The organism is Streptomyces sp. NBC_01314, assembly GCF_041435215.1.
GTDB lineage: Bacteria > Actinomycetota > Actinomycetes > Streptomycetales > Streptomycetaceae > Streptomyces.
In genome coordinates, this window is sequence record NZ_CP108394.1 from 3,784,493 (window position 1) to 3,803,865 (window position 19,373).

Genomic DNA, 19,373 nt, shown 5'->3' on the forward strand with positions numbered 1-19,373 from the left:
CCCAATTTACTAGGACGTCCTAGTAAATGACAGTGGCGCAGGGCTGGACGCGCGCGCGGAGCGCCGAAAAGCACCCGTTACGCTCGACGCCATGAAGAAGAGCGTCTTGACCCGCTACCGGGTGATGGCCTACGTCACCGCCGTACTGCTGATCCTGCTGACGGCGGGCGTGATCGGGAAGCGTCTGCTGGATCTGGACGGTTTCGACGGCTTCGTCACGGTGATCGGTTTCGCGCACGGCTGGCTGTACGTGCTGTACCTGGTCTTCGCCTTCGACCTCGGCAGCAAGGCGAAGATGCCGCTGGGCCGCCTCGCCTGGGTGCTGCTCGCCGGCACCGTCCCCACGGCCGCCTTCTTCGTCGAACGCAAGGTGAGCCGCGAGGTCGAGCCGCTGATCATCCAGGAAGCGACCCCGAACCCCGCCGCGGCCTGACCCGGCCCCGAGCCCGGGACCGGCCGCGAGCCCGGGACCGGCCGCGAGCCCGGGACCGGCCGCGACAGGCTCAGCTCTCTTCGAAATCCCCCGCCGCCACCCGCAGCGGCCGGAGCATCGCGAAGATCTCCGCGCATTCCTCGGTGTCGTAGGCGCCGAGGCCGAAGTCCATGGACATGAGGTCGCGGGTCGCGGCGTCGCAGACCTCGCGGCCCTTGTCGGTGATGGAGGCGAGGGTGCCGCGGCCGTCGTTGGGGTTGGGGCGTTTGTCGACGAGGCCGGACCTCACCAGGCGGTCGACGGTGTTCGTCACGGACGTCGGGTGCACCATGAGCCGTTCGCCGATCTTGGACATCGGCAGCTCACCCTTCTGGGAGAAGGTGAGCAGCACGAGCGCCTCATAGCGCGCGAACGTCAGCCCGTACGGCTTGACCACCGCGTCGACCTCCGCCAGCAGGATCTGCTGGGCGCGCATGATCGATGTGATCGCGGCCATGGACGGGACGTTCCCCCAGCGCTGCTTCCAGTGCTCGTCGGCGCGCGAGATGGGATCGAAGGAGAGGCTGAGCGGCTTCGGCACGGCATCGACCTTACCGGCCGGTCATATGCTGGTCAGCCCCGTCTCGCTTTTCGGTACGACCCGGGGCCCTGTGGGTGCCCAGGTGGTCGAGGACGCGGTCGCCCTTGGGGTCCACCACCCTCTGGGCGTCGAACCGGCGGGACCGGCCGGGCAGGCCGAAGGTACGCGCGAAAGGCTGCGGCCCGCCCTCCGCGCGCGGGAGGTAACGGATCTCGGTGAAGCGCGGATCCCAGCAGCAGGCCACGAGAAGACCCCGGCCCAGAGGGACCGGGGTTCTCGAAGTGGAAGTGTGCCCACGGCTACGCGGACAGGTGGCGCTCCACCCTCTCCACCTTCGACGTGAGGCCGTCGGTGACGCCGGGCCGGATGTCGGCCTTGAGGACCAGGGAGACGCGGGGGGCGCGCTCCTCGACGGCGGCGACCGCTCGCCGTACGACGTCCATCACCTCGTCCCACTCGCCCGAACGTGGGCAGGGTTGAGTACATAGCGATCTACGTCGCTCCACGGACGATCCCTGCCCAGCACAGATACAAACGCGCCTCAGGTCAGGAGACGTGCTAGCCGGTCACCCAGGCGTTCAGCCAAAACGAGGCTACGCCGACCGGGGCGGGTCCCTGCCAAGGTTGCACGCAGACCCCGGGGCTCCCGATTTCGCGGGAACGTGTGCGCGCCGGGGGGCCGGGTCCCTGGGACCTCTTCGCTCAGAGATTGACCCACCCCCCGGTGCCCAGACATGAGATAGGCCGTCCACCATGGCGGGCAGACGGCCTCTCAAGCCGGGCCGGGTCGCTCCGTGTCGACAAGCGCCCGATACAGCGTCGCGCGGGACACCTTGAGCGCCTTGGCAATGGCCGTCACACTCTCGCCCTTCGCCTTCCGGGCACGAGCGGCAGCCAACTTGTCAGCGCCCATGACGGACGGCCGCCCACCCGTCCGACCCTGAGCCTTGGCAGCGTCCAGACCCGCCCGGGTGCGCTCAACGATCATGTCTCGCTCAAGCTCAGCAAAGGCAACCATCATCGTGAAGAAGAACTTGCCCTCACCCTTCGGGGAGTAGCTACCGGCCAGCGTGCCCGTCAGAATCCGCAGCGCGATCCCCCGGGCGTGCAGATCCTCGGCGATCGTGAGCACGTCCTTGGTGGAACGACCCAACCGGTCCAGCTTCCACACGGTGAGAGTGTCGCCCTCCCGCATGTAGTCGAGAGCAGCGAGCAGCCCGGCACGGTCGGCATTCTTGCCGGACGCCTTGTCCTCGAAGATGCGGGCGCACCTTGCCTCAGCGAGAGCGTCCGCCTGAAGCTGCGCGTCCTGCGCATTGGTGCTGACTCGCTGGTAGCCGATCAAGGTTCCGGTGCTCTTCGCCGTCGTCACACCGAGACCGTCTCATAACTCGTCTCAAAACATCAAGCCTTTCGAGCATGTTCTGAGACGGGTTTTGAACACCGAAAGCACCCCTCGGACTGCCTCACATGGCCATCTCAATAACCATCGTTTGATAGACGGCCCTCTGATGATCACGCACAGCAACACCCACAGAGGCAGTCAGTTTCCCGCCTCACGGGTTCTCGCCTTTCCGGTTGATGACTGGTCGGTTGGTTACCTGATCCGACCCACGAGTGCGGAGACTCGGACATATTCAGTGAAGGGTCGGTCCGTTGGTAGCGACTGCCGGATGTACTCAGCAAATGCCGGTCGGTCGTCCGGCGCGGGCAGATCATCCTCAGGGATCGCGGAGTAGACCCCGCCGATGAGTTGTTCGAAGCTCAACTCGTCGCTGTATTCGCTCACGATCTCCCGCACATCTTCGAAACCGGCGGCATCGAGTGCCTGGGCATACCGAATCCGGTCATGCGAGGCGGTTCCGCATGACGCCTCCAGCTTTGTGTGGAAGTGGTGCTCCAGACAAGCCCGAAGCGACCGTGACCAGGCGCTGTCCTGCAACCACAACGGCGTCCCGTTGCTGACCACGGCAATACCTCCCCCTGCCCGGAACAGCGGTGACAGGTCGCGGAAGAGGTCATCGTGTTGCATCCAGTGGAGCGCCTGCCCGATGACCGTCATCGCCAGAGACCCCTTTCCGACCAGCGCACCCAGCCCCGGAATGTCGGTGTCGGAGCCGAGTACCCACGTCGCATTCCGCACGCCGTGGCTCGCGGCTGTTTCCCTGGCCAGCCGAAGCATGTCGGGTTCGGGATCCATGCCGATGACCGAGCGGGCCCGGGAGGCGAGCGGAACGGCGAGCTGTCCGGTTCCGCATCCGAGGTCGAGGACGACGTCGTTCGCGGTCACTGCGAAGGCTGCTTGCAGCGCGTCGAGTACCTCAGGCGGGTAACCACGCCGAAACTTCGCGTAGTACGTGGCAGCGTCACCACTGAATCCCAAAGTCATGGCCTCACCCTGCCCAGCGCAGTCCCGGCGAGACACCTCCTTTGTGGACTGATCGCTACCAGCTGAAGTCTGGTCACTTCGAAAGGCCTGTGACAGACCCCATCAACTGAGACAGGCATCCGCACTCGCGGGACCATGACCAGGGCGGAACCCCCTTGCGGGACCATGCACACAGACATGCTCTGAACTGCGGCCTTTCCCACCAGTTCCGGCAATTTCCCGCGCGCACACGCGGCAGGAAGGGCGCGGGTGCCCAGAAGGGGAGTCGGAATGTTTCACACCCCTTCCCCGGCCTGCCAGGAAGACCGTCAGCGCGTCGCCATGTGCGGCGGGGACCACTCGTCCATCAACTGATCCTTCTTCGACGCGTTGCAGAGCACGCAGACCACGCGCATGTTCGCGACCGCCGAGAGCCCGCCCCGCGATATGGGGACCAGATGATCAACCACACCCCCTTCGGGAAGCGGCGCAGAGCAGTGGAAACATCCGGCGTCCCCGTGCGCCTTACGCACGCGACGCTGAAGCGTGACCCGACGTGCCACCATGCGCTGCACCTTCTGACATGAACGGCACACCCCGTCACGGAACTTGAGAACCACGGGCGTGCCACAGCGCCGACAGGGAACCGGCTCAGGCTTGGTACGGGCACGCTTACGGACGTACTCAGCGGCACGGCGGCATGCGTCAGAGCAGCAGGCGCGATCACGGCCACCCGACAGACCTACAGGCTCCGAGCACTTCGGCCCCCGACACAGATTGCGGGCCACCTGCTCCCTCTCGCGCTCCACCCGCTTACGGTGCTCGGCCCGGCGCAACGCGTCCACCTCCTCAGCGCAGCGCACGCAGTACAGCGCCCAGGAAACCCGGCCATGCGGCTCATCACAGCGGTGGCAACGTTGAGCGCCAGCGGCAGCACGCGCCGCCTCACGCGCACGACGGGCGGCAATTGCAACCGGGCTGACTCGACACACAGGCTCGCGCCGCACGTCCTGCGATCCGCACGGGGACGTGTACCACCACACTCCGAACACGTTGCGCGCGACTCATCAAGGGCAGACAAGCGAGATCACCTTTCCATTTTTGTTGATCATGGAGTGTTCCGCGAGGGCGCTACAGGCCAGCAGCTGCAACGGTCGAGGTTGGGTTCCGGGCAAGGGGTAAAGAGGCAAAGCAGGGGCTAGTACTCCAGCCGTAGATTGTGATCTTGTCCGTGGGGGTCGGTGCGGACATGGGTACGGCCACCGTTGATCATCGGTGTGTGAAGACAAACGATCATGCGGTGGCCGCAGGTCACAGCGTAGACCCTGCCCGTTGGCAGGAGGCGTTCGAGGGCCTGATGAGCCAGATTGCAGGCCGGTTCAGTCGGGTCGAACCGCGGCGTCGGGTCCGGCAGTTGGTGCTCGGAATGCTCTCGGATCTGCCGCGCAAGAACTGCTGGAGCATGGCCGAGTGGGCCGGGGAATCCACCCCGGACGGCATGCAGCACTTGCTCGGGCGGGCCAAGTGGGACGCCGACCAGGTCCGCGACGACCTGCGCGGCTATGTCCTGGAGCATCTGGCAGACGACCAAGCGGTTCTGGTGGTCGACGAGACCGGGGACGTGAAGAAGGGCACCAGCACGGTCGGCGTCCAGCGCCAATACACGGGCACCGCTGGCCGGATCGAGAACGCGCAGGTCGCTGTCTACATGGTCTACGCAGGTCAGCGCGGGCATGCGGCCGTGGACCGGGAACTCTACATTCCGCGCTCCTGGACCTCGGATCCTGACCGGTGCCGCGCCGCAGGGCTGAGAGAAGAGACGCGCTTCGCCACCAAGCCGGAGCTCGCGGCCCGCATGGTCACTCGGTTTCTGGACGCCGGCCACCGTGCCACCTGGGTTGCGGGCGACGAGGTCTACGGCGGCGACCCGAAACTGCGAACCGCGCTGGAGGTGCGCGGCATCAGCTACGTGCTCGCGGTGGCGTGCTCACACGGCGTCACCACCGGTGCCAGGAAGTTCCGTGCGGACAGCCTCGCCAAGAAGGTGCCCAAGCGGGCTTGGCAGAAGCTGTCCGCCGGGGCCGGGGCAAAGGGCCACCGCTTCTACGACTGGGCCGTTATTGATCTCACCGATGCCGGACCCGGCAGTCGCCAACTCCTGATCCGCCGCAACCGCAGTACCGGCGAAGTCGCCTACTACCGCTGCTACTCGCCCGAACCGGTTCCCCTGACCACGCTGGTGCAAGTCGCTGGGTCCAGGTGGCGAGTCGAGGAGTTCTTCCAGGCCGGAAAGGGCCTGGCCGCCCTGGACGAGCACCAGGTCCGCCGCTACGCATCCTGGTCCCGCTGGGTCACCCTCGCCATGCTCGCGCATGCCTTCCTGGCCGTCGTCCGCGCGGACGAACACGCCCGCAGCCCCACACCGGACGGCCTCATACAGCTCACCTGCAACGAGATCCAGCGCCTGTTCATTACGCTCGTCGTCCGGCCCGCCCCCGACATCGCCCATCGGCTCAGCTGGTCCGACTGGCGCCGCCGCCATCAGGCCCGATCCCGGACCAGCCACTACCAGCGCCGATCCGTTCCGGCATGAAGGGCAGGACCTGCGGCAGAGACGCGGCGGGGTTGGCAGCGATGACTGCCGTTCCTAGGCTCGGCTGCCATGACGGTTCTGATCACCGTGTGGGGAGCATCTCCCGGAGTGGGCAAGTCGACGCTTTGCGCCGGCCTGTCCCGATGGCTTGCCGATGCGGGACTGCGGGTGGACCACTTCCGCGAGGAAGAGATCTTGACCAGGCCGCAGTTTGCCCCGGTGGCTGAGGAGTTCAAGGCGACCGGCGCCGTCGACCTGGGGACGTTGATCGCAACAACTGCCGAGTTCGTTGACGCGGTTCTGGCGACCGGCGATGACGTGGTGATCGCGGACGCCCTGATGCCGTTCGTGCCGACGCTGCTGGCCATGGGGCACGGCGAAGAGACGATCGATGCATTCATGACTGAGCTCACAGAGGTGCTCGCGCCGCTCTGCCCGGTCATGGTCTTTCTCGATGGGAACGCCGAAGCTGCATTGTCCCGAGCCGCCAGGAGAGAAGGGGAGCAGTGGCTGGACTGGTATGTCGAGAAGCTCGCCCGCTCCGAGGTAAGCCCTCCAGTGGCTGACGTCGCGTCGGCGGTGAAGTACCTGCTGCGCGAGCGTGCGGTGACGCTCGACACCGTCGGCCGGAAGAACTGGGGACTCGTTGTGATCGAACCAGCCGATGGACTGCCGCCTGATGACGTGCTGCGGGTCGCGCAGCGGGGCTTAAGGCCGTGGTTGGGCAGGCCCGCACCCTGAGTAGGACGGGCCTGGCAATGCGTAACTGCCGCACGCCGCCACGCCCGTAACGATCTACGGCTGGAGTACTAGCGGACCCCCCCGGACGACACTTCGTCACACCGCCGACGAAACCCGAACCGAAGTGCGATACCAAGCTCGCCTCTAGACACAGCCGCCGACGGCACCGCAGGGAGGGGCGCACACCCCCAGGAGTGCCGAACGGCCCGCCGCCGGGGGTTACCGACAACGGGCCGTGAACGGCGCTCACACGGGCGCCTGGTCGAGTAGGCCGCTTTCCACGAGGGCGATGCCCTGTAGTTCGGCTTCCGCCCAGCCTTCCGGCCCCCACTCGACTCTCAGCCGCTCCGCCTCCTGCTTCGGCCACAGGGTCACCCGCAGGTGTAGGTCAGCGAGCAAGCGGCTACGCGACTCCGGCGAAGCCTCCCATGCATCCGCCATGGTCCGGCCGGTGGGAACTTGGATCTCCCGCACCTCCGGGTCATGAGCGGCCCGCAGAGCGGCGTAGGCGGCTTCTAGCTCTGCTTCCATCTCGCTCAGTGTCGCCAGCATCAGCGGCCCGGCGGTGGCCATGCGTTCCCCCAGCCGGCGAGCTTGCTCCTGAGCAGCGATCATCTCGTCGGAAAGATCGTTCCCACCTTCCAGGCGCACTACGTGCTCAGCGAACTTCCCCCAGGTACGCAGGAATTCGGCCTCCACCCGCTGATCCAACGTCTCTGCGTAGATCGTCACGTGGCCAGCCTTACAGCGGTACAGCGGGATGCCCTTATCGCTGGTTCCGCCATTGAGCCTGCCCGCGCAGCGATAGCAGAACGCCAGACCAGCAACCAGGGGAGTCGCCCGGCGTGGTGCACGGTCGGTGCCGGTGGCCAGCGCGAGTAGACGTTCCCGGACGGCTTTTGCTTCGGCGGCAGTCAGGATCGGGTCGGCGAACTGAACCGGCGTGACGCCATCGGCAGACAGCACCAGGGCGCCTTTGTGGGCACGGTGGCCCCGGAGCGTCGGCGACTTCAGGAGTCTGCGCCACTGGGGTTCAGACAAGCCGACCATGCGGGCGGTTCCCGCTACCGTGCCATCGCTGATCAGCTTGGCCACTGCAGCGCGGATGAGCTCGGCCTGCGCATCGTCGACGGCGAGATAGGCCGCACCATCCCGCCGGGTGATCTGGTAACCGAACGGCGCTCTCCCGCTGGACCACCGCCCCTGTGTCCGGCGCGTCTCGTGCCCTTCGCTGATACGGGCAGCGATCATGCTGCGTTCCCACTCAGCGAGGGCAGCGAGGACGTTCCCCACCATGCGGCCAGTCGGTGTGCTGGTGTCGATCGTGTTGTCTGTGGTCGCGATCTTGACCCCATAGGCTTCCGCCCACGCCACCAGCCGCAGGAACTCGCTCATGCTGCGGGCGTAACGGTCCAGCTTCCATGCGATCACCACATCAGGCCTTGCCACCATCAGCGCCGACATGCCCCTGCGCTGCTCCAGCGGCTTGGCTCCGCTGACGCCTGCATCTATGTACTCGATGGCTTCGGCCGGGTCGTGCCCATGGGCGGTAAGCCACTGATGGGCCGCAGCGCGCTGGGTCTCGGTTGAAGCACTGTCGTCGCTCTCGCGGGACAGTCGCAGGTAGATCGCCGTGGTGGCCATGTACTCCAGGCTACCCGCGTTTGCCCTCGATCGAGGTGAACATGACATCGGTACGGTTCGGCAGGCCCGATGCGCGGACGACCCGTACGGCGTCGGCGACGTGCTCCGCCACGTCCTCACCGACGCCGAGCGGGGTCACGGAGAAGGCGACGATCACGCTTTCACGGCCCCTTCGTCCTCGTCGCGGGCGCGGGAGCGGGACGCGAGCGCCGCCCCGACCGCGTTCTCGGCCTCGCGGCGGAGCTTGCGGTCGGCGAAGAAGCCGCCGGTGGGCAGGACGGAGAGGGCGAAGTAGAGCGCGGCGGTCTTCGGGGACCACTTCGTGCGGTTCCAGGCGTCGGCCCAGAAGACCAGGTACAGGATGAAGAGGGTGGCGTGGACCCAGCCCATCACCGGCACCGCGTTGAAGTCCGTGGTGCGCTTGAGCACCGAGCAGACGAGCAGCAGCAGGAAGGAGACGGCCTCGGGGGCGGAGACGAGGCGCAGGCGGCGGAGGGCGGAGGCGGTCTTTATGTCCACTGGTCACCTTCGGTGAGGTCGGCGGGGAGAGTCGTCGCGTCGCTTGGCGATCCTTGTGAACGGAAGCACAAGCGACGTCCATTCTGGCATCCGTCAACCTCCCGATGGCCCTAGGGGTCCCTTCGGGGACGAGATCCCCCTCAAGTACCTGTCCTGTCCCCCCTTTGGCCGGTTACCGTCACCCCGTGGCAATGTTCCGACTTCAAGGCAGCAAAGTGCTGGCCGTCGACATGACCGGGAACGCCGTCAAGGCGAAGAACGGCTCGATGGTCGCCTACGACGGTCAGATGTCGTTCAAGAAGCTGAGCGGCGGCGGTGAGGGTCTGCGCGGGATGGTGACGCGGCGCCTCACGGGTGAACAGATGACGTTGATGGAGGTGACCGGGCAAGGGACCTGCTGGTTCGCGGACCGGGCGTCCGAGATCAACCTTGTGAATCTTCAGGGGGACAAGCTGTACGTGGAGTCGAGCAATCTGCTCGCGACGGACTCCGGACTGCGCACGGGCACGAGTTTCACGGGGCTGCGCGGCGCCTCGCAGGGCAACGGCCTGTTCACCACGACCATCGAGGGCCACGGCCAGGCGGCGATCATGTCCGACGGCCCGGCGGTGGTGCTGAGGGTGAGCCGCCAGTACCCGCTGACGGTGGACCCGGGGGCGTACATCGCGCACCAGGGCAACCTCCAGCAGTCCTTCCAGTCCGGTGTGACATTCCGCACACTCATGGGCGAGGGCGGCGGCGAGGCCTTCCAGATCCGCTTCGAGGGCGACGGACTCGTCTATGTCCAGCCCAGCGAGCGCAACACGGTGGCGGGAGACGTGTGACATGGCCTTCCGTGAGATCAACTCGAAGATGATCGAGGCGACCGTGATGCCGGGCCAGCGGCTGTTCAGCCAGCGCGGCGCGATGCTCGCCTACAAGGGTGAGGTGTCCTTCACCCCCAACGTGCAGGGCGGTCAGGGCGGTATCGCGTCGATGATCGGCCGCCGGGTGGCGGGCGAGGCGACGCCGCTGATGACGGTCGAGGGCAGCGGCACGGTGCTGTTCGGGCACGGTGGTCACCACATCCAGGTGATCGGCCTGACCGGCGAGACCCTCTACGTCGAGGCCGACCGCCTGCTGGCCTTCGACGGCACCCTTCAGCAGGGCACGATGTTCATGGGCTCGCAGGGCGGCGTCATGGGCATGGTCCGGGGCCAGGTGACCGGCCAGGGCCTGTTCACCACCACCCTCAAGGGGCACGGGGCGGTCGCGGTCATGGCGCACGGCGGGGTCATCGAGGTCCCGATCACCCCCCAGCGCCCGGTCCACGTGGACCCGCAGGCGTACGTGGCGCACCACGGCGACGTACGCAACAAGCTGTCCACCGCGCTCGGCTGGCGCGACATGGTGGGCCGGGGCTCCGGTGAGGCGTTCCAGCTGGAGCTGAGCGGCAGTGGTGCGGTGTACGTCCAGGCCTCGGAGGAGAAGCTGTGAGCATGTACGGGGCTCCGGGCGCCGGCCCGACCGTCCACGACCCGATGACGCTGCCGTCCGACGACAACGTCAACAACTACACCTTCTGCGTGGAGCTCAAGGGGAGCCAGTGGTTCCTGCAGAAGGGCAAGATGATCGCCTACTACGGCCAGATGGAGTTCAACGGCATCGGACACGGCCGTTTCGGCGGTCTCGTCCGTACGTCTTTTCATTCGCCTCTGCACGCGAGCGACTGGGTCGTCGCCGAGGGCTCCGGCAAGATGCTCCTCGCCGACCGGGCCTTCGACGTCAATTCGTACGACCTCGAAGACGGCAACCTGACCATTCGCTCGGGCAACCTCCTCGCTTTTCAGCCAACTCTCGCGCTGAAGCAGTCGATCGTCCCGGGCTTCCTGACCCTGATCGGCACGGGCAAGTTCGTGGCGGCCTCCAACGGCCCGGTGGTGTTCATGGAACCCCCCATCCGGGTCGACCCCCAGGCGCTGGTCGGGTGGGCCGACTGCCCCTCCCCGTGCCACCACTACGACCACGGTTACATGGCGGGCCTCATGGGCGGCCTACGTGCGATGACGGGCATCGGCGGCGCCTCCGGTGAGGAGCACCAGTTCGAGTTCGTCGGGGCGGGCACGGTCCTGCTCCAGTCGTCCGAAACCCTGATGGCGGAGCAGGCCACGGGCATGGTCCCGCACGAGCCGGGCGTACCCGGCGGCGGCGGGGTACCCGGTGCGCACGGACAGCCGGCGGGGGCACCGCGCCTTCCCGGACAGCTGGGGGACCTCCAGCGTCGCTTCGGGCTGTGAGCGGTAGTCTGCGGAGTGTGACATCGAACGTGTGCGCGTTGTCGCACTCCGACCCGTAACACCCGACCTGTCCTTACGAGCGGCCACACCGAACCCTCACTAGTTCGCCTTTCAACCTTTTAGGTAGACTTCATTCATGGAGACCGAAACGGCCACGCGCTGGCTGAACGATGCGGAGCAGTGCGCCTGGCGCACCCATCTGGACGTCAACAGACTGCTGACGCACCAGCTCGAAAGGGACCTGCAGCCATTCGGCCTGACAATGAACGACTACGAGATCCTGGTGAACCTCTCCGAGTCGGAGGGCCGGCGGATGCGGATGAGCGACCTCGCCGCCGCCACCCTTCAGTCCAAGAGCCGCCTCTCCCACCAGGTCACGCGTATGGAGAACGCGGACCTGGTGCGCCGGGAGAACTGCGAGTCGGACCGGCGCGGGCTGTTCGCCGTACTGACGGAGCACGGCATGGAGATGATGCAGCGGGTGGCGCCGCATCATGTCGCCTCCGTGCGGCGGCACTTCATCGATCTGCTGCCGGAGGAGGCGCTGGAGGAGCTGCACAGGTCGCTGGCGCCGATCGCGGGACACCTCCGGAGCCACCGCGGTAAGCCGTAGCGCTCCGCTCCGGTTGACCGTTTGAGCGTCGGGGGACTGCAGGGCGTTTTGTGGCCGCGGGTTGACCGTGGCTGGTCGCGCAGTTCCCCGCGCCCCTCAAAGCGGCAACCGGAGTTCGAAGAGCGCACCTCCGCCGGGGGCGTCCCCGACTGCCAACGTGCCTCCGTGCCGCACGGCGATGTTTTTGGCTATGGCGAGGCCCAGGCCCGCGCCGCCGTCGTCCCTCGCCCGGGACTCGTCCAGGCGCACAAAGCGTTCGAAGATGCGTTCGCGGTCGGCGACCGGGACTCCCGCGCCGTCGTCCGTGACCTGGAGGATCGCCAGGTCCGGGGTGGTGCGCAGGGTGACGGCGACCCGGTCGTGGGCGTGGCGGCGGGCATTGTCCAGGAGGTTGCCGAGGACGCGGCAGATCTGGTTGCGCGAGCCCCGCAGCTCCACGGACTCGATGCCTTCCAGGGTCACGCCGTCGCGGGACGCCACCTCGTCCCGTACGACCTTCGCCAGGTCGAACCGGGCATCCGGCGGCGGCCGCTCCCCGGCGTCCAGTCGCGCGAGCAGCAGCAGGTCGGCGGCGAGGCTCTGCAGTCGCACGGTGTCCTGGACCGCCCCCTCCAGGTCCAGCAGCTCCGGGTGCGCCGCGCCCACCTCCAGCTGGGTGCGCAGCGACGCGATCGGGCTGCGCAGCTCGTGCGAGGCGTCCGCGACGAACACGCGCTGCCGCTCCACCGAGCTCTCCAGCGCGGCCAGCGTCTCGTTCGTCGTACGCGCGAGCCGGGCGATCTCGTCGTGCGTGTCCGGCTCGGGGACACGTCGGGAGAGATCCTCGGAGGCGGTGACGGCGGCCATCTCGGAACGGATGCCCTCGACGGGGCGCAGCGCCCGCCCGGTCACGAAGTACGTCACCCCGCTGACCGTCACCAGCAGGAGCGGCAGCCCGATGAGCATCGTCGTCGACGCGGTGCCGACGGCGTCCTCCTCGGTGGAGAGCGGGGCGCCCGCGTAGACGGTGAGCGGAACGCCGGCCGGCGTGACCACGTCGACCGCGGCGAACCGGTAGTCGGCCGTCACCCCCTCGACCGTCGCGGTGCCCTCGCCGTACCACGTCTCGTCGGCGATCTCGCGGGCATCGAGAGTGCCGTCGTCCTCCGCGTCCCGGTCGCCCTCCGCCCGGTCGTCGGCGTCGTCGTTGGTCTCGGAGTTCAGCCGGTCCGAGGCCACGGCCGTCACGTTCATGCCCTCGACGTCCTCGCCGACGGCGACGGGCTTCTCGTTGCGGTCCAGGACCTCGACGGGGTTCTCGTCACCGTCCGGCAGCCGCAGCTCGTCGTAGGCGAAGCCGTTCGCCAGCGCCGAAGCGGCGTTACGGGCCACGGAGTCGGCCTCCGCGTCCGCCTTGTCGGTGAGGGTGAACCGCAGCGCGAGCAGGACGGCCGTGCCCGCGGCGACCAGCGCCACGGCGACGACGACGGTCGCGGCGAGGGTGGCACGCGCCCGCACCGAGCCGAGACGGCGCTTCACGGACGGACCTCCAGTCTGTATCCGGCACCGCGTACGGTCTTGATCAGCGTGGGGCCGAGCTTGCGGCGCAGGGTGCTGATGTAGACCTCGACGATGTTCGGGTCGCCGTCATAGGCGAAGTCCCAGACATGCTCCAGGATGTCTGCCTTGGACACGACCTCACCGGCTCTCAGCACGAGCTGTTCCAGGACGGAGAACTCCTTGGTGGTGAGGGCTATCTCGTCCTCGCCGACGAACACCCGCCGGGCGGCGGTGTCGAGCTTCAGGTCGCCGACCTCGTGCACGGGCGAGGCGCCGCCCGACGGGGCGCTCCGCCGCAGCAGCGCCTTCACGCGGGCGACGAGGACGACGTACGAGAACGGCTTGGTCAGATAGTCGTCGGCGCCCGTGTCGAGGCCCTCGGCCTCGTCGTACTCGCCGTCCTTGGCGGTGAGCATCAGGATCGGCACGTCGTGTCCGGCGGCGCGCAGGGCGCCGCACACGCGGTAGCCGTTCATGCCTGGCAGCATGATGTCGAGGATCACGAGGTCGTACGACCCCTCGCTCGCCCGGTGCAGGCCCTCGACGCCGTCGTGGACGACGTCCACGGCGTAGCCCTCGGCCGTCAGTCCCTTGGCCAGCGACACCGCGAGCCGCTTCTCATCTTCCACGATCAACAGACGCATGCGTTCAGCTTGGCAAACCGAACCTGAAACGGTCTTCAGGGGGCTTCAGGTCCGCTTCAGCGTCGGTCGGCCAGATTGGTCCTCGTCGAAAGCAGACGAGGCCGACAAGCCGCCTGCAACCGGCGACACCATCCGTTACTGGTTGCAGCCAGTCGCATTCTGGAGGAATCCCATGAAGCGCAACATCGTCATCGCCACCATCACGGCCGTAGCGCTGATCGGCGGCGGCACCGCGACCGCCATCGCGGTCGCGGGTGACGACGAGGCGCCGGCGAAGAAGACCGTGTCGGTGTCGAACGACGACAACAACCGCGCCGACACCGACACCGACGACACGGCCCAGGACCAGGCCGAGGACCAGGCCGAGGACAAGGCCGAGGACAAGGCCGCCCGCGACACGGACCAGGACGCCGAGGACAAGGCCGAGAACGCCGCCGAGGCGAAGGCCGGTCAGGTCACGGCCGCCGACGCGATCAGGACGGCGCTGAAGCACAAGTCCGGTACGGCGGTCTCCGCCGACCTCGACGACGAGGGCACGAACCTGGTCTGGGACGTCGACGTGCTGACAGGCGGCGGCAAGTGGTTCAGCGTCCAGGTCGACCCCGGCACCGGCAAGGTCCTCGGCGCGCTCGCCGACCGGGACGACGACGGTGACGACGCCGCCGAGACCGCGCAGATCCGGGCTGCCCTGCAGGGCAGCTCCGTGACGGCCGCGGAGGCCGCCGAGGCCGCCGCCGCCAAGGGCACGGTGACCTCCGTCGACCTCGACGAGGAGAGCACGGACCAGGCCTGGGAGGCCGACACCACCGCCGCCGACGGCACCGGCAGCGACTGGAGGGTCGACCTCGGCTCCGGCAAGCTCACCGCCGACCGCACGGAGGACTGACCTCCTCGCCCCGCGGCTCAGAAGCCTTTCTCTCCCCCCCAGGTAGGGGCACCCGGTGCATGGCACCGGGTGCCCCTACCGCCGTCCCAGGGGCCGCCGCGAGCCGTTCGGGCCCGCTCACCGCAGTTCAGCGGCCCGCTCCACCGCACCCTCCTCCAGCCCCACGGCACCACCCCGCCGCCTCCCCGCCCCGACCGCGGTCCCCACGGCGGTCGCCGCGAGCAGGGCCGCGCCGCCCGCGAGGGCGAAGCCGAGGGCCGGGGAGAAGTGGGCCACCAAGAGGCCCGAGGTGGCCGCTCCCGCCGAGATGCCGGCGTTGACGGCCGTGTTGACCCAGGCACCGGATCTGGTGCGGGCGGCGGGCGGGGCGGCGGCGTCGGCGACCAGGTAGGCGGTGGTCAGGGCCGGGGCGACGAAGAGGCCGGCACAGACGATGGCGCCGGTGAGGACGGCGAGGTTCGGGGCGAGCCCGGCACCGGCGAGAGTGAGGCCGAGGCCCGCTGTCAGCAGCGACAGCCGCACGGGGGCGCCGGAGCGCCACTCGACGGCGCCGTACAGCAGGCCGCCCGCCGCGCTCCCGGCGGACAGCGCGGCGAAGAACCAGGCCACGACGTCGTCCCCGTGCCCTTGCTGCTCGGCGAAGGCCAGCACGAGCAGGTCGAGCGCGCCGAGCGACAGCCCGACCCCGCCGGCCGCGACGACGGGCGGCACGGTCCCGGCCGGCCCCCGCGGCTTCCGTTGCCGGGCCCCGTCCTTCGGCGCGGGCCGACGCCCCGGCATACGCGCCACGGCCGGAGAGGTCACGAACCCGAAGGTCCCCGCCACCACCAGCACCGCTCCCACGGCCACGGCGGCGGCCGGAGCGGCGACCTGCACCACCCCGCCCACCGCCAACGGTCCCGACACAAACAGCAGTTCCTCCGCGACCCCGTCGAGGCTGTACGCGCGCTGCAACAGCCCCCGGTCCGCCGCGAGTTCGCTCCACACCGCCCGCATCGTCGGCCCGAGCGGCGGAGTACAGGCTCCCGCCGCCGCCGCGACCGCCCCCAGCACCGGCCCCGACGCCCCCGGCCGACCACTCGCCACCGCCAGCACCCCGAGCAGTACGGCGTACAGCGAGGCCATCGGCAGCAGCGCCCGGCGTGGGCCGTACCGGTCGACCAGCGCCGCCCGCACCGGCGACAGAGAGACACTGGTGGCCCCGAACAGGGCCATGACCGTGCCGGCGACGGCGTACGACCCCGTCGCCCGGGTCACGGCGAGCAGCACGGCGACGGGCACCATGCCGTAGGAGAGCCGGCCGACGAGTACGGCGGCGAAGGTGCGGCGGGCGTACGGGATGCGGAGCACCGCGGCGTACGAAGGCCGCGAAGAGGTCGCGGACATGCGAAATGTTCCTCACTCGGAGGCGAAGGGGGACACCGGTGTCCCGCGCGGCAACGACACGTCGCCTGCGGGGTGGTCCGCCTCTACGCGGAGTGAAGGAACATGCGGCCAAATTAGCAGCCCGCGACAGCGCTCGGGGCAAGAGTTCGTGAGCGGGTGCGGGCGAGTGGGGGCTTGTCGCGCGGTTCCCCGCGCCCCTGAAAGCAGGGGCTGCGCCCCGTGCTGTTGTTTTCAGGGGCGGCGGGGGCGGGAAGGCCTCCGACGCTCAGCCCCGCGTCAGCTCCGCCACCAGTTCGTCCGCCGCCCGGTACGGATCCAGTTCCCCCGCCACGATCCGCTCGGCGAGAGCCGACAGCCGCCGATCGCCGTGCAGGTCCCCGATCCGCTCCCGCAGAGCGGTCACCGCGATGGTCTCCACCTCACGCGCCGCGCGGGACCGCCGACGCTCCGCCAGAACCCCGCGCTCCTCCATCCACGCCCGGTGCTTCTCCAGGGCCTCGACGACCTCGTCGATCCCCTCCGCCCGCGCCGCGACCGTCTTGACGATCGGCGGTCGCCAGTCCCCGGGGCCGCGGGACTCGCCGAGCCCCAGCATGTGGTTCAGTTCGCGCGCGGTCGCGTCGGCGCCGTCCCGGTCCGCCTTGTTGACGACGTAGACGTCCCCGATCTCCAGGATTCCGGCCTTGGCCGCCTGGATTCCGTCCCCCATGCCGGGCGCCAGCAGCACCACGGACGTGTCCGCCTGGGAGGCGATCTCCACCTCGGACTGGCCCACGCCGACCGTCTCGACCAGGACCACCTCGCACCCGGCCGCGTCCAGCACCCGGATCGCCTGCGGGGCCGACCACGCCAGACCGCCCAGATGACCGCGCGTCGCCATCGAACGGATGTACACGCCGGGGTCGGAGGCGTGCTCCGACATCCGGACACGGTCGCCGAGCAGGGCGCCGCCCGAGAAGGGCGACGACGGGTCGACGGCCAGCACGCCGACCCGCTTGCCGATCCGCCGGTACGCGGTCACCAGCGCCGACGTGGACGTGGACTTGCCCACGCCGGGCGAGCCGGTGAGGCCGACGACGTACGCCCCGCCCGTGAGCGGGGCCAGCGCCGCCATGACCTCGCGGAGCTGCGGGGACGCCCCCTCCACCAGGGAGATCAGCCGGGCGACGGCCCGGGGCCGCCCTTCCCTGGCCTGTGCCACCAGCGTGGGGACGTCCTGCATCACAGCTCCGTTCCGAACAGCCACGTACACCTGAGAACCGGGGGCCTCAGGCCTTGGGTACCCGCACGATCAGCGCGTCGCCCTGGCCACCGCCACCGCACAGCGCGGCCGCGCCGACGCCGCCTCCGCGCCGCTTCAGTTCCAGGGCGAGGTGGAGGACGAGACGGGCGCCGGACATGCCGATGGGGTGCCCGAGAGCGATCGCACCACCGTTGACGTTCACCTTTTCCGGGGACACGCCGAGGTCCTTCATTGACTGCACGGTGACCGCGGCGAAGGCCTCGTTGATCTCGATCAGGTCGAGATCGGCGACGTCGAGGCCGTCCTTCTTCAGGGCGTGCTGGATCGCGTTCGACGGCTGCGACTGCAGGGAGTTGTCCGGGCCCGCGACATTTCCGTGGGCGCCGATCTCGGCCAGCCAGGTGAGGCCCAGCTCCTGCGCCTTCTCCTTGCTCATGACGACCACGGCCGCCGCGCCGTCGGAGATCTGCGAGGCGGAACCGGCCGTGATCGTGCCGTCCTTGGTGAAGGCCGGGCGCAGCTTGCCCAGCGACTCGGCGGTGGTCTCACCGCGAATGCCTTCGTCCTGGCTGAAAACGACCGGTTCGCCCTTGCGCTGCGGGATCTCGACCGGCGTGATCTCGGCCTCGAAGAGGCCGTTCTTCTGGGCGGCGGCGGCCCGCTGGTGGGACTGGGCGGCGATCTCGTCCTGCTCGGGGCGCAGGATGCCGAGACGGGTGTTGTGCTTCTCGGTGGACTCACCCATGGCGATGTTCTCGAAGGCGTCCGTGAGCCCGTCGTACGCCATGGCGTCGAGCATCTGGATCGCCCCGTACTTGTAGCCCTCACGGGACTTCGGGAGCAGGTGGGGGGCGTTCGTCATGGACTCCTGGCCGCCCGCCACGATCACGTCGAACTCGCCGGCGCGGATCAGCTGGTCGGCCAGGGCGATGGCGTCGAGGCCCGAGAGACAGACCTTGTTGATCGTGAGCGCGGGCACGTTCATGGGGATGCCCGCCTTGACGGCGGCCTGGCGAGCCGGGATCTGCCCCGCCCCGGCCTGGAGCACCTGGCCCATGATCACGTACTGCACCTGGTCGCCGCCGATCCCCGCACGGTCCAGGGCGGCCTTGATGGCGAAGCCGCCGAGGTCGGCTCCGGAGAAGGACTTCAGCGAACCGAGCAACCGTCCCATGGGCGTCCTGGCGCCCGCGACGATCACCGAGGTCGTGCCATTCGTTCCAGTCATGAGGTGCGATCCCTTCCAGCTTGCACAGCCGGGAAGTGAGTGAACGAGGGTTTACTTCGAATGTACTGAGTGGCACTCCGTGCCGTCACCGGGCTGTCGGTGTGATCGCGCGCACGTTGCGTAACCGTCGCCGGAGCGTTGCACTGACACCATGCTGACGCGAATCGACCACATCGGGATCGCCTGTTTCGACCTCGACAGGACAGTCGAGTTCTACCGGGCCACGTACGGCTTCGAGGTGTACCACTCCGAGGTCAACGAGGAACAGGGCGTGCGCGAGGCCATGCTCAGGATCAACAGCACGGACGACGGCGGCGCCTCCTACCTGCAGCTCCTGGAGCCCACCCGCGAGGACTCCACCGTCGCGAAGTGGCTGGCCAAGAACGGCGAGGGCGTCCACCACATCGCCTTCGGCACAGCGGACGTCGACGGCGAGGCAGCCGCGATCAAGGACAAGGGCGTACGCGTCCTGTACGAGGAGCCGCGAGTCGGTTCCATGGGGTCACGGATCACCTTTCTGCACCCCAAGGATTGCCACGGCGTACTGACAGAACTGGTCACTTCGGCGCCAGTTGAGTCACCTGAGCACTGACCCCCGTACATATGGGCCGGTAGGGTTGGGCTCGGCCGTCGCCTTCGAGGGGGACGGCCCGGGTCCTGCCGCCTTCCGAGGAGCGGGA

Annotated in this window: 20 protein-coding genes and 3 pseudogenes; 9 read left to right on the forward strand and 14 right to left on the reverse strand. The window is 68.6% G+C overall.

Annotated elements, in window-relative coordinates; genetic code table 11:
• Positions 1-91: 91 nt before the first annotated feature.
• Positions 92-433, forward strand: coding sequence for a DUF3817 domain-containing protein (locus OG622_RS16450; protein ID WP_371576842.1), 342 nt, complete (start codon positions 92-94; stop codon positions 431-433).
• A 70-nt stretch (positions 434-503) separates the two neighbouring features.
• On the opposite strand, the gene OG622_RS16455 is transcribed toward OG622_RS16450, so the two are convergent.
• From OG622_RS16455 to OG622_RS16480, 6 genes and pseudogenes are all read right to left on the reverse strand, one after another.
• Positions 504-1,013: a MarR family winged helix-turn-helix transcriptional regulator gene (locus tag OG622_RS16455; RefSeq protein ID WP_371576843.1), complete on the reverse strand. Its 510-nt coding sequence runs from the start codon at positions 1,011-1,013 to the stop codon at positions 504-506.
• 67 nt (positions 1,014-1,080) lie between these two features.
• Positions 1,081-1,245: pseudogene (locus tag OG622_RS16460) on the reverse strand (DUF4166 domain-containing protein); the annotation flags it as partial.
• A 67-nt stretch (positions 1,246-1,312) separates the two neighbouring features.
• Positions 1,313-1,474 (reverse strand): annotated as a pseudogene (locus OG622_RS16465) (MTH1187 family thiamine-binding protein); the annotation flags it as partial.
• Between the two features lie 311 nt (positions 1,475-1,785).
• Positions 1,786-2,385 carry a recombinase family protein gene (locus OG622_RS16470; protein ID WP_371576844.1) on the reverse strand — a complete coding sequence of 200 codons (600 nt, stop codon included), beginning with the start codon at positions 2,383-2,385 and terminating at the stop codon, positions 1,786-1,788.
• A 225-nt stretch (positions 2,386-2,610) separates the two neighbouring features.
• Positions 2,611-3,402 carry a class I SAM-dependent methyltransferase gene (locus OG622_RS16475; protein WP_371576845.1) on the reverse strand — a complete coding sequence of 264 codons (792 nt, stop codon included), beginning with the start codon at positions 3,400-3,402 and terminating at the stop codon, positions 2,611-2,613.
• 308 nt (positions 3,403-3,710) lie between these two features.
• Positions 3,711-3,947, reverse strand: coding sequence for an HNH endonuclease (locus tag OG622_RS16480; RefSeq protein WP_371576846.1), 237 nt, complete (start codon positions 3,945-3,947; stop codon positions 3,711-3,713).
• A 791-nt stretch (positions 3,948-4,738) separates the two neighbouring features.
• On the opposite strand from OG622_RS16480, the gene OG622_RS16485 reads away from it, so the two are divergent.
• Positions 4,739-5,974: an IS701 family transposase gene (locus OG622_RS16485; protein ID WP_371572326.1), complete on the forward strand. Its 1,236-nt coding sequence runs from the start codon at positions 4,739-4,741 to the stop codon at positions 5,972-5,974.
• Between the two features lie 69 nt (positions 5,975-6,043).
• Entirely contained in the window at positions 6,044-6,715 is a 672-nt protein-coding gene (locus OG622_RS16490) for a hypothetical protein (RefSeq protein ID WP_371572328.1), read from the forward strand.
• A gap of 246 nt (positions 6,716-6,961) precedes the next feature.
• Here OG622_RS16490 and OG622_RS16495 read toward each other — a convergent pair whose 3' ends face one another.
• The 3 genes and pseudogenes from OG622_RS16495 to OG622_RS16505 all read right to left on the reverse strand — a co-directional run bounded on the left by OG622_RS16495 (position 6,962) and on the right by OG622_RS16505 (position 8,878).
• Positions 6,962-8,359 carry a recombinase family protein gene (locus OG622_RS16495; RefSeq protein ID WP_371576847.1) on the reverse strand — a complete coding sequence of 466 codons (1,398 nt, stop codon included), beginning with the start codon at positions 8,357-8,359 and terminating at the stop codon, positions 6,962-6,964.
• 19 nt (positions 8,360-8,378) lie between these two features.
• Positions 8,379-8,516 (reverse strand): annotated as a pseudogene (locus OG622_RS16500) (MTH1187 family thiamine-binding protein); the annotation flags it as partial.
• Positions 8,513-8,878, reverse strand: a complete 366-nt coding sequence (locus OG622_RS16505) for a DUF3817 domain-containing protein (RefSeq protein WP_371576848.1) — start codon at positions 8,876-8,878, stop codon at positions 8,513-8,515. The pseudogene OG622_RS16500 and the gene OG622_RS16505, both read right to left, overlap by 4 nt.
• Positions 8,879-9,069: 191 nt before the next feature.
• On the opposite strand from OG622_RS16505, the gene OG622_RS16510 reads away from it, so the two are divergent.
• From OG622_RS16510 to OG622_RS16525, 4 genes are all read left to right on the forward strand, one after another.
• Complete coding sequence (locus tag OG622_RS16510) at positions 9,070-9,702, forward strand: AIM24 family protein (protein WP_371584112.1); 633 nt, start codon at positions 9,070-9,072, stop codon at positions 9,700-9,702.
• Position 9,703: 1 nt separating this feature from the next.
• Positions 9,704-10,354: an AIM24 family protein gene (locus OG622_RS16515; RefSeq protein ID WP_371576849.1), complete on the forward strand. Its 651-nt coding sequence runs from the start codon at positions 9,704-9,706 to the stop codon at positions 10,352-10,354.
• A gap of 2 nt (positions 10,355-10,356) precedes the next feature.
• Entirely contained in the window at positions 10,357-11,154 is a 798-nt protein-coding gene (locus tag OG622_RS16520; RefSeq protein WP_371584113.1) for an AIM24 family protein, read from the forward strand.
• A 136-nt stretch (positions 11,155-11,290) separates the two neighbouring features.
• Positions 11,291-11,767, forward strand: coding sequence for a MarR family winged helix-turn-helix transcriptional regulator (locus tag OG622_RS16525; RefSeq protein WP_371576850.1), 477 nt, complete (start codon positions 11,291-11,293; stop codon positions 11,765-11,767).
• A gap of 96 nt (positions 11,768-11,863) precedes the next feature.
• On the opposite strand, the gene OG622_RS16530 is transcribed toward OG622_RS16525, so the two are convergent.
• Both OG622_RS16530 and OG622_RS16535 read right to left on the reverse strand, forming a co-directional pair.
• Positions 11,864-13,285, reverse strand: coding sequence for an ATP-binding protein (locus OG622_RS16530; protein WP_371576851.1), 1,422 nt, complete (start codon positions 13,283-13,285; stop codon positions 11,864-11,866).
• Positions 13,282-13,950: a response regulator transcription factor gene (locus tag OG622_RS16535; RefSeq protein ID WP_371576852.1), complete on the reverse strand. Its 669-nt coding sequence runs from the start codon at positions 13,948-13,950 to the stop codon at positions 13,282-13,284. The genes OG622_RS16530 and OG622_RS16535 overlap by 4 nt, the downstream gene beginning before the upstream one ends.
• Positions 13,951-14,122: 172 nt before the next feature.
• On the opposite strand from OG622_RS16535, the gene OG622_RS16540 reads away from it, so the two are divergent.
• Positions 14,123-14,836 carry a PepSY domain-containing protein gene (locus tag OG622_RS16540; protein ID WP_371576853.1) on the forward strand — a complete coding sequence of 238 codons (714 nt, stop codon included), beginning with the start codon at positions 14,123-14,125 and terminating at the stop codon, positions 14,834-14,836.
• Positions 14,837-14,953: 117 nt separating this feature from the next.
• Here the strand turns inward: OG622_RS16540 and OG622_RS16545 are convergent, their stop codons facing one another.
• The 3 genes from OG622_RS16545 to OG622_RS16555 all read right to left on the reverse strand — a co-directional run bounded on the left by OG622_RS16545 (position 14,954) and on the right by OG622_RS16555 (position 18,693).
• Positions 14,954-16,222, reverse strand: coding sequence for an MFS transporter (locus OG622_RS16545; protein ID WP_371576854.1), 1,269 nt, complete (start codon positions 16,220-16,222; stop codon positions 14,954-14,956).
• A 265-nt stretch (positions 16,223-16,487) separates the two neighbouring features.
• Positions 16,488-17,444, reverse strand: coding sequence for a methylmalonyl Co-A mutase-associated GTPase MeaB (gene meaB, locus OG622_RS16550; RefSeq protein ID WP_371576855.1), 957 nt, complete (start codon positions 17,442-17,444; stop codon positions 16,488-16,490).
• Between the two features lie 46 nt (positions 17,445-17,490).
• On the reverse strand, positions 17,491-18,693 hold the full coding sequence (locus OG622_RS16555) for an acetyl-CoA C-acetyltransferase (protein WP_371576856.1): 1,203 nt from the start codon (positions 18,691-18,693) through the stop codon (positions 17,491-17,493).
• 151 nt (positions 18,694-18,844) lie between these two features.
• Between OG622_RS16555 and mce the strand changes: the two genes are divergently transcribed.
• Positions 18,845-19,285, forward strand: coding sequence for a methylmalonyl-CoA epimerase (gene mce, locus OG622_RS16560; RefSeq protein WP_013000629.1), 441 nt, complete (start codon positions 18,845-18,847; stop codon positions 19,283-19,285).
• The last annotated feature ends 88 nt before the right edge of the window (positions 19,286-19,373 follow it).